Genomic DNA, 9,034 nt, shown 5'->3' on the forward strand with positions numbered 1-9,034 from the left:
TACCTCCAGCCTCAGCAGCCCAAATGGACTACTTAGAGTAGAGCTCGACGATGAGCTGCTCGTTGATGTCGCCGCTGATCTGCTCACGGCTCGGGTTGGCGAGCACGTTGCCGGACAGCTTCTCGATATCAACCTCGAGCCAGCCGGGGACCTCGAAACGCTCGGACTGGATCAGAGCCTCCTTGATGGGGAGAAGGTCGCGATACTTCTCGCCCACGGCGACGACGTCGCCGGGCTTGACGAGGTAGGAGGGGATGTCGACGCGACGGCCGTTCACGGTGAAGTGACCGTGACGCACGGACTGACGCGCCTCCTTGCGGGTGCGGGCGAAGCCCAGGCGGAAGACGACGTTGTCGAGACGGGTCTCGAGCAGCATCATGAGGTTCTCGCCGGTAATGCCGGGCATCTTGCGGGCGCGGACGAAGTAGCTGTGGAACTGCTTCTCGAGCACGCCGTAGATGAACTTGACCTTCTGCTTCTCGCGCAGCTGCATACCGTACTCGGATTCCTTGCGGCGACGCTTGGGCTGACGCTTGGATTCCTTGCCGCTGTAGCCGAGCTCAGCGGGATCGATCCCGAGCTGACGGCAGCGCTTGAGAACCGGAGTCCTATCGATTGCCATAGTTTATCGATCCTTTCGATGAGTTACACGCGGCGACGCTTCTTGGGGCGGCAGCCGTTGTGCGGGATGGGGGTCTTGTCCTGGATGCTCGAGACCTCGAGGCCGGCGGCCTGGAGGGAGCGAATCGCGGTCTCGCGACCCGAACCGGGGCCCTTCACGAAGACGGCGACCTTGTGCATGCCGTGCTCCATGGCGATCTTGGCGCAGGCCTCGGCAGCCATCTGGGCGGCAAACGGGGTGGACTTACGGGAACCCTTGAAACCGACGGTACCGGCGGACTTCCAAGCGATGACGTTGCCCTGGGAGTCCGTGATGGACACGATCGTGTTGTTGAAGGTCGAGCGGATGTGGGCCTGACCCACGGAGATGTTCTTGCGATCGGAACGCTTGATGCGCGTGTCACGCGCGTTGCGCTTGTTCTTAGCAGTAGCCATAGGTAGTCAGTCTCCCTTATTTCTTCTTCTTGGCACCGATCTGGCGCTTCGGACCCTTGCGGGTACGAGCGTTGGTGTGGGTGCGCTGGCCACGGACAGGGAGGCCCTTGCGGTGACGGAGGCCACGGTTGCAGCCGATGTCCATCAGGCGCTTGACGTTCTGGTTGCGCTCACGGCGGAGGTCACCCTCGACCATGATGTGGTTCTGGTCGATGTACTTACGGATCTTATCGACCTCCTCGTCCGTGAGGTCACGGACGCGGGTATCGACATTGATGCCACAGTCGTTGCAGATCTTGGTGGCGGTGGTGCGGCCGATGCCGTAGATGTAGGTCAGACCGATCTCAACGCGCTTCTCGCGCGGAAGGTCGACACCATTGATACGGGCCAACGTTGGTCTCCTCTCTTAGCCCTGACGCTGCTTGTGGCGAGGATTCTCGCAGATGACGAGAACCTTGCCGTGGCGCCGGATGATCTTGCACTTATCGCACATCTTCTTGACCGAAGGACGTACCTTCATCGTTCTTCCTTTCGGTAGTGCTCAAACTACAAATGGAATGTATCTACTCGCCCAGCCGCAGGCGTGAATAACTGATGGCTGGTCAGAACATGCAGACGCGATCGTACGGTTGAGCAGGCCTTACGATCGCAGAGATGCACGTATGGTGCGGTCGCTACTTGTAGCGATAGGTGATGCGTCCGCGCGTCAGATCGTAGGGAGACAGCTCCACGACGACCTTGTCGCCCGGCAGAATGCGGATGTAGTTCATGCGGATCTTGCCCGAGATGGAGCACAGAACCGAATGACCGTTCTCGAGCTCAACGCGGAACATCGCGTTGGGCAGGGGCTCGGTTACCGTGCCCTCGAGTTCGATAGCATCTTCCTTCTTCAAAGCAATCATCTTTCTCTAGAAAACGACAGCAACTGAGAATGATAACAAAAAGCATGCTGGGGATGGCAGATTCGTAATGGCTCCACAATTGATTGAGGGGTGTGGGGCGCGGGGCCCCGATATACCCGTCGTGCTCAGACAGGTCCTCGGCCTTCGGCCTGCGGAACTGCGCGCGACGGGTATACAGGCCGCCCGCGCCATGGCTCAACCATCGTCGAGCTTTGCGAATGAGGGTCTCCCCTGCTCGCTGAATCATTCTCAGTCGTCGGAAGTCGTTTTGGCTCTCGGTCCCTCAGTTCGGCTCGCAACCGCACGCTATCCCCTATGCCGCCCGAGTTAACGCTTGGAATGGAGGAGCGCATGCCCCGGCATGCGCCGGCGGCGGGGAGCGGCGCTGATAAGCGCCCGACCCGCCGCTGCAACTCGCCCCCAGGCGACACGCGGGCCGTCCCCGTTACAAGAAGGGCCCCGGGATATCCTTACGGCGCAGTTCCGCAGCGCGAAGCGCGAGGACTGTTTGAGCACGGAAGGATATCCCGGGGCCCCCAGGAGCCGTTTGGGATCGGACCGCTAGAGCTGGCCGCCCTGCATAGAGCACCAAGGGCCGCGCTCGTCGACCGTCAGGATAACCGGACCGTCATCGGTGATGGCAATGGTGTTCTCGTAGTGGGCAGCAGCCAGGTGGTCGTTGGTCGTGACGACCCAGCCGTCGGCGCCGGTGGTCACATGGTTGGTGCCCAGGGTGATCATCGGCTCGATGGCGATGACCATGCCGGCCTGCAGGCGGACACCGCGTCCCTTCTTACCATAGTTCGGGACGTTGGGGTCCTCATGCATGTTGCGGCCGACGCCGTGACCGACATAATCGCGCAGCACACCGTAGCCGTGCTCCTCGGCGAGCGTCTGGACCGCGTGACCGATGTCGCCGATGTGGTTGCCCGGAACGGCCTGCTCGATGCCGGCGATCAGGCAGTCGCGCGTGATCTCGCACAGGGCCTGCACCTCGGGCGAGGGCGTGCCGCAGTAGAAGGTCCACGCGTTGTCGCCTACCCAGCCGTCAACGATCGCGCCGGTGTCGACCGACACGATGTCGCCGTCGCGCAGGATGACATCCGGATTGGGGATGCCGTGGACGACCTGGTCGTTCACGCTCGCGCAGATGGTGCCGGGAAAACCGCCGTACCCCTTGAAGGCAGGCACGCCGCCGTGCATGCGGATGATCTGCTCGGCGAGCTGATCGAGCTCGAAGGTGGAGACGCCGGGGCGCACCATGGCTCCAACGCGGCGGAGCGCCATCTTAGACAGCGCTCCAGCCTTCTTCATCTGCTCGATTTCTTCTGCAGACTTGATCTTGATCATAGACCGAGGACTTCCTTCGCAGCGGCGTAGACCTCATCGATCTTGCCCTGGCCGTCGACGATCTTGAGCTTGCCCTGGCCGCGGTAGTACTCCACGAGCGGGGCGGTGTTCTTCTCGTACACGTCCAGACGGTTGGCGATGGTCTCGGGCTTGTCGTCATCGCGCTGGTACATCTCGCCACCGCACTTGGGGCAGACCTCGTCGGAGGCGGTGCCGGTGTAGCCGCAGTCGCGGCAGGCGCGACGGCTGGACAGGCGGTCGATGATGACGCTCGAGGCGACATCCACGAGCAGCGCGCAGTCGAGCGCACGGCCGAGGCCGGACAGCTCGGAGTCGAGCGTGACAGCCTGCATGGTGTTGCGCGGGAAGCCGTCGAGGATGAAGCCCTTCTGGGCGTCCTCGGCAGCCAGGCGCTCCTTGACCAGGTCGATCACGAGCTGGTCGGGAACGAGCTCGCCGGCGTCCATATACTTCTTGGCCTGGATGCCAAGGGCGGTGCCACCCTTGACGGCGGCGCGAAGCAGGTCGCCGGTGGAGATGTGAGCGATGCCGAATTCAGCGACGAGCTGCTGGGCCAAGGTGCCCTTGCCGGCACCGGGAGCTCCCAAAAGCACAAGATTCATTGGTACTCCTAACCCTTACTTGAAGAAACCGTCGTAGTCGTACATCTTGAGCTGGCTCTCCAGCTTGGCGATGGTGTCGAGCACCACGCCGACCATGATGAGCACCGAGGTGCCACCGAAGGCCTGGATGAGCTGGTTGCCGGTGAACGAGAACACGATGGACGGCACGATGGCGATGAGCGCCAGGAAGATGGCCGACGGAAGCGTGATCTTGTTCAGGGCGTTCTTGATGTAGTTGGCCGTGGCGCGACCCGGACGGACGCCCGGGATGAAGCCGCCCTGCTTCTTGAGGTTCTCGGCCGTGTCATCGGGGTTGAACACCATGGAGGTGTAGAAGTACGCGAAGAACACGATGAGGACCACGTTGAGGATCCAGTTGAGCCAACCCGAGGAGAGCGCGCCGGCGACCGCTTGGATCCAGCCAATGCCGGGGAAGAACACGGCAAGCTGGGCGGGCAGGTACAGGATGGCGCTCGCGAAGATGATGGGGATGACGCCCGCGGTGTTCACCTTGATCGGCAGGTACGTAGACTGGCCGCCCATGATGCGGCGACCCACGACGCGCTTGGCGTACTGCACCGGGATGCGGCGCTGGCCGCGCTCCAGGTACACGATCAGGGGGATGACCAGCAGGATGACCACCACGATGACCGCGGTGAGGATGATGCTGGCGGTGGAGCCATCGGACACGGAGCTGAAGATCGCCTGGGGCAGGCCCGCCATGATGTTGGCGAAGATGATCAGGCTCATGCCGTTGCCGATGCCGCGCTGCGTGATGAGCTCGCCGATCCACATGATGAGCATCGCGCCGGCAACGAGCGTGCCGACGACCATGATGTCCAGGATGACCTCGGGAGCGTCGGCGCCGGTGAAGGAGATGCCGAAGCTCTTGAAGAGGAACAGGTAGCCGATGGCGTTGAGGATCGCCAGCGCCAGCGTCAGGTAACGCGAGTACTGAGTGATCTTCGTCTGACCGACCTCACCCTCGCGGGCGAGCTCGTGCAGGGAGGGAACGACGCTCTGCAGCATCTGCAGGATGATGGAGCTCGTGATGTAGGGCATGATGCCCAGCGAGAACACCGAGACATAGGAGAGCGCGCCGCCCGAGAAAAGGTTCAGCAGCGCCATTGCGCCCGAGGCAACCGTGTTGCCGGTAGCCTCGAAAAGGCCCAGCATCCCCTGGAAGGGGATACCGGGCACGGGAACGTGGGCACCGATGCGGTACACCACGAGCATGGCAATGGTGAAGATGATCTTGTCGCGCAGCTCCTTGATACGGAATGCGTTTTTAAGACCAGTTAGCACGGGAGCTCGACCTTTCCGCCGGCGGCCTCGATCTTGGCCTTGGCGGAAGCCGAGACCTTGTCGACCTTGACCGTGAACTTCTTCGTGATATCACCGTTGCCGAGCACCTTGACGGGCTCGAACTCGTTCTTGATGATGCGGGCGGCCTTGAGCGCGGCGCCGTCGATCACAGCGCCGTCCTCGAACTTCTCCTCGAGACGGGAGACGTTCACAGCGGCGAACTCGATGCGACGGGGGTTCTTGAAGCCGGGGAGCTTGGGCAGACGCATCGCGAGCGGGGTCTGGCCGCCCTCGAAGCCGGCACCCTTGGTGCCGCCGGAGCGGGAACCCTGGCCGTTCTGGCCACGGCCGGCATAGGTGCCCTGGCCGGAAGAGTTGCCGCGACCGATGCGCTTGCGCTTGTGAGTAGAGCCCTCGCTGGGCTTAAGGTCATGAAGCTGCATTGCTACTCCTCTACAATCTCGACAAGGTGCTTGACCTTGAAGATCATGCCGCGAACGCTCTCGTTGTCGGCGATCTCGCGCACCTCACGGATGCGGTGCAGGCCGAGCGCGCGCACGGTCCTCTTCTGGTCCTCCTTGCAGCCGTTGATGCTGCGGACCTGCTGAATCTTGATGGTCTTAGCCATGCCTACTTCTCCTTCCCGACAAACATCTGGGAAACGGTGAGGCCGCGACGCTCAGCGACATCCTCGGGGCTGGAGAGCTCCTTCAGGCCCTCGGCAGCGGCCTTGATGATGTTCAGGCCGTTGTCGGTACCCAGGGACTTGGACAGGACGTTCTTGATGCCCGCGAGCTCGAAGAGGGGACGCACAGCGCCGCCGGCGATAACGCCGGTACCCTCGACAGCGGGCTTGATGATGATGCGGCCGGCGCCGAAGTGACCGATGACCTCGTGCGGGATGGTGCCCTCCTCGGTCACGGGAACATGGAACATGTTCTTCTTGGCGTCGATCGAGGCCTTGGAGATGGCCAGGGGCACCTCGGCGGACTTGCCCATGCCGAGGCCGACGTTGCCCTTACCGTCGCCGACGACCACGAGGGCCACGAGCGACATGCGGCGACCACCCTTGACGGTCTTGGACACACGGTTGATGAAGACGACGCGCTCCTCGAACTCGGAGGCCTCGCGCTGCTGCTTGATGTTGCGAGCCATTTGCTACATACCTCCTAGAACTTCAGGCCGGCGGCGCGGGCGCCATCGGCGAGGGCCTTGACACGGCCGTGATAGATGCGGCCGCCGCGGTCGAAGGTGACGGCCTCGATGCCGGCCTCGAGGGCGCGCTTGCCCACGAGCTCGCCGACCTTCTCGGCAGCCTCCTTGTTCGAGGTGGTCATGCCCTCGAACTCCTTCTCGAGCGTCGAGGCGGACACGATGGTGTGACCCTTGGTGTCGTCGACGATCTGAGCGTAGATGTTGGCGTTGGTGCGGGTGACGCGCAGGCGCGGACGCTCGGGGGTACCGAAGATCTTGCCGCGGACACGACGCTGACGGCGCTTGAGGCCTTCCCTCTTCGCCTTGTTCTTATCCATGCGAAACTCCTTAGAAGTACTGTGCCGGCACCTGACGGGGTGCCGGTCTTACCGGCGTGGGAACGCCTACTACTTAGCGGCCTTACCGAGCTTGCGGCGGATGTGCTCGCCGACATAGTGGATACCCTTGCCCTTGTAAGGCTCAGGCGGACGCTTGGAGCGAATCTCGGCCGCGACCTGGCCGACCTGCTGCTTGCTGATGCCCTTCACGTGAATGTGCGTGTTGTCGGGCACCTCGAAGGTGATGCCTTCGGGAGCAGGGTAGGTCACGGGGTGCGAATAGCCGAGGGAGAGCTCGAGGGTCGTGCCCTTGAGCTGAACACGGTAGCCGACGCCCGCGAGCTCGAGGGACTTGGTGAAGCCCTCGGAGACGCCCTCGACCATGTTGGCGATGAGGGCGCGGGTGAGGCCGTGGCGAGCGCGGGTCTCACGCTCGTCGTCGGGACGGGAGACGGTCAGAACGCCGTCCTCAATGTTGACGGACAGCTTGTTGTAGAAGTCCATCTCCAGGGTGCCCTTGGAACCCTTGACGGCGATGTGGTTGCCGTCGACTGCCACTTCGACTCCGGCGGGAATCTGGACAGGCTTATTACCGATACGAGACACGGGTGTATCCTTTCCTTCTACGCGCCGAAACGACTACCAGACGAATGCGACGATCTCGCCGCCGACACCCGTCGCGCGGGCGTCGCGGTCGGTCATAACGCCGCGGCTGGTCGAGATGATGGCGGTGCCCAGACCACCGCGGACGCGGGGAAGGTCGGCAACGCCGGCGTACTTGCGCAGGCCGGGCTTGGAAATGCGCTTGATGCCCTTGATGACCTTGGTCTTCTTGGGGCCGTACTTGAGGGTGATGTGAAGGGTCTTCTGAGGGGTGGTGTCCTCCACCGTGTAGCCCTCGATGTAGCCCTCCTCGTAGATGACGCGTGCGATCTCCACGAGCTTCTTGCTGCTCGGCATGGAGACCTCGGCCTTGTTCGCAGAGTTCGCGTTGCGAATGCGCGTAAGCATATCTGCGATCGGGTCTGTGACGTTCATGCAGATTCTCCTTCGTTCTTGATGAACCTGTGCCACTGGTTCTCGCCCACCCTTAGCGGACGAGCCTTGAGCTGGCACGATCTTCCGTGCATCGCGCCTGTTCGGGCGCGATGCGCTGGCAGTGACTTACCAGCTGGCCTTCTTGATGCCGGGAAGTTCGCCCTTGAGCGCGAGCTCGCGGAAGCAGACACGGCACAGACCGAACTTACGGTAGACCGAGTGCGGACGGCCGCAACGCTGGCAACGCGTGTACTCACGCGTCGAGAACTTCTGCTTGCGCTGCTGCTTGACGATCATCGATGTCTTAGCCACTTATTTCCTCCTCACCTGTATGTATCAAAGCGCCGGACGGGCGGCGCGCCGGTTGCGCGCCGCCCGGAGCCGGGGCAGATGAACCTATTTCTTGAACGGGAACCCGAAGGCGTCGAGAAGGGCCTTGGCCTCCTCGTCGGTCTTCGCGGTCGTGACGATGGTGATGTCCATGCCGCGGGTACGATCGATCGAGTCGAAGTCGATCTCGGGGAAGATCAGCTGCTCGGTGACGCCCATGGAGAAGTTGCCACGGCCGTCGAAGCTCTTGGCGGAGATGCCGCGGAAGTCGCGGATACGGGGGATGGCCACCGAGGTCAGGCGGTCAAAGAACTCCCACATGCGGTCGCCGCGCAGGGTGACCTTGGCGCCGATCGGCATGCCGGCGCGCAGGTGGAACGAAGCGATGGACTTGCGGGCGCGGGTGACCATCGGCTGCTGGCCGGTGATAGCGCGCAGGTCGCGCACAGCGCCCTCGATCGCCTTGGAATCGGTCGCGGCCTCGCCGACGCCCATGTTCACGACGATCTTCTCGAACTTCGGGATCATCATGACGTTCTTGTACTGGAACTTGTCATGCAGCTGCTGCTTGACCTCGTTCTCGTACTTGGCCTTGAGGCGCGGGACGTACTTTTCTTCTGCCATGTTCACTCCTTTGGGGTTTTAAGCACGGGGCTGTGCGCTGCGCTTGTCGGTCGGTATGCACGACCTCGCGCGTTGCTGTCCTCGTGCCTCCTGTCGCGTGCATGCCGGCTATGGCTGACCGGCATGACGATTGACCGACAGGAGCCGGGCAATACGAGTCGGTATGATACGCGCATGTGGCACCGATTGCCAGCAAAAGCTTTTGTGCCGCGGAAATCCACATTTAGCGCGGGACCGGGCAGGTGGCCGCGGGGGCTGTCTCTTATACACATCT

The 9,034-nt window shown here is 62.5% G+C and carries 16 protein-coding genes; all 16 read right to left on the minus strand.

Translation table 11 applies throughout. The features are described 5' to 3' along the window. Positions 1 to 28: 28 nt before the first annotated feature. Positions 29 to 622: a 30S ribosomal protein S4 gene (gene rpsD, locus QUW00_RS04040; protein WP_235421744.1), complete on the minus strand. Its 594-nt coding sequence runs from the start codon at positions 620 to 622 to the stop codon at positions 29 to 31. Positions 623 to 645: 23 nt separating this feature from the next. Then, positions 646 to 1,056, minus strand: a complete 411-nt coding sequence (gene rpsK / locus QUW00_RS04045; RefSeq protein ID WP_289613116.1) for a 30S ribosomal protein S11 — start codon at positions 1,054 to 1,056, stop codon at positions 646 to 648. 16 nt (positions 1,057 to 1,072) lie between these two features. Next, positions 1,073 to 1,447 carry a 30S ribosomal protein S13 gene (rpsM, locus tag QUW00_RS04050; RefSeq protein ID WP_204559653.1) on the minus strand — a complete coding sequence of 125 codons (375 nt, stop codon included), beginning with the start codon at positions 1,445 to 1,447 and terminating at the stop codon, positions 1,073 to 1,075. Between the two features lie 15 nt (positions 1,448 to 1,462). After that, complete coding sequence (rpmJ, locus tag QUW00_RS04055; protein WP_006363204.1) at positions 1,463 to 1,576, minus strand: 50S ribosomal protein L36; 114 nt, start codon at positions 1,574 to 1,576, stop codon at positions 1,463 to 1,465. A gap of 154 nt (positions 1,577 to 1,730) precedes the next feature. Beyond that, positions 1,731 to 1,949 carry a translation initiation factor IF-1 gene (gene infA / locus QUW00_RS04060; RefSeq protein WP_009141477.1) on the minus strand — a complete coding sequence of 73 codons (219 nt, stop codon included), beginning with the start codon at positions 1,947 to 1,949 and terminating at the stop codon, positions 1,731 to 1,733. A 570-nt stretch (positions 1,950 to 2,519) separates the two neighbouring features. Next, complete coding sequence (gene map / locus QUW00_RS04065) at positions 2,520 to 3,308, minus strand: type I methionyl aminopeptidase (protein WP_289613117.1); 789 nt, start codon at positions 3,306 to 3,308, stop codon at positions 2,520 to 2,522. Further along, positions 3,305 to 3,931: an adenylate kinase gene (locus QUW00_RS04070; protein WP_289613118.1), complete on the minus strand. Its 627-nt coding sequence runs from the start codon at positions 3,929 to 3,931 to the stop codon at positions 3,305 to 3,307. The genes map and QUW00_RS04070 overlap by 4 nt, the downstream gene beginning before the upstream one ends. Before the next feature lie 15 nt (positions 3,932 to 3,946). After that, a complete protein-coding gene (gene secY, locus QUW00_RS04075) occupies positions 3,947 to 5,236 on the minus strand; it encodes a preprotein translocase subunit SecY (protein WP_289613119.1) in 1,290 nt (429 codons plus the stop codon). Further along, entirely contained in the window at positions 5,230 to 5,679 is a 450-nt protein-coding gene (gene rplO / locus QUW00_RS04080; RefSeq protein WP_289613120.1) for a 50S ribosomal protein L15, read from the minus strand. The genes secY and rplO overlap by 7 nt, the downstream gene beginning before the upstream one ends. 2 nt (positions 5,680 to 5,681) lie before the next feature. After that, positions 5,682 to 5,864, minus strand: a complete 183-nt coding sequence (gene rpmD / locus QUW00_RS04085; protein WP_072415187.1) for a 50S ribosomal protein L30 — start codon at positions 5,862 to 5,864, stop codon at positions 5,682 to 5,684. Between the two features lie 2 nt (positions 5,865 to 5,866). Continuing rightward, positions 5,867 to 6,391 (minus strand): 30S ribosomal protein S5, encoded by a 525-nt coding sequence (gene rpsE / locus QUW00_RS04090; protein WP_289613121.1) that lies wholly within the window; start codon positions 6,389 to 6,391, stop codon positions 5,867 to 5,869. A gap of 14 nt (positions 6,392 to 6,405) precedes the next feature. Further along, a complete protein-coding gene (gene rplR / locus QUW00_RS04095; protein WP_289613122.1) occupies positions 6,406 to 6,768 on the minus strand; it encodes a 50S ribosomal protein L18 in 363 nt (120 codons plus the stop codon). Between the two features lie 69 nt (positions 6,769 to 6,837). Then, positions 6,838 to 7,374 (minus strand): 50S ribosomal protein L6, encoded by a 537-nt coding sequence (gene rplF / locus QUW00_RS04100; protein ID WP_289613123.1) that lies wholly within the window; start codon positions 7,372 to 7,374, stop codon positions 6,838 to 6,840. A 33-nt stretch (positions 7,375 to 7,407) separates the two neighbouring features. Next, entirely contained in the window at positions 7,408 to 7,806 is a 399-nt protein-coding gene (gene rpsH / locus QUW00_RS04105) for a 30S ribosomal protein S8 (RefSeq protein ID WP_289613124.1), read from the minus strand. A 126-nt stretch (positions 7,807 to 7,932) separates the two neighbouring features. Further along, the gene (locus QUW00_RS04110; RefSeq protein ID WP_087205372.1) at positions 7,933 to 8,118 is read right to left on the minus strand and encodes a type Z 30S ribosomal protein S14; all 186 of its coding nucleotides are present in this window, start codon (positions 8,116 to 8,118) and stop codon (positions 7,933 to 7,935) included. Positions 8,119 to 8,202: 84 nt separating this feature from the next. Next, on the minus strand, positions 8,203 to 8,760 hold the full coding sequence (gene rplE, locus QUW00_RS04115; protein WP_289613125.1) for a 50S ribosomal protein L5: 558 nt from the start codon (positions 8,758 to 8,760) through the stop codon (positions 8,203 to 8,205). Between the last annotated feature and the right edge of the window lie 274 nt (positions 8,761 to 9,034).

The organism is Collinsella tanakaei (assembly GCF_030373545.1).
Taxonomy (GTDB): domain Bacteria; phylum Actinomycetota; class Coriobacteriia; order Coriobacteriales; family Coriobacteriaceae; genus Collinsella; species Collinsella tanakaei_C.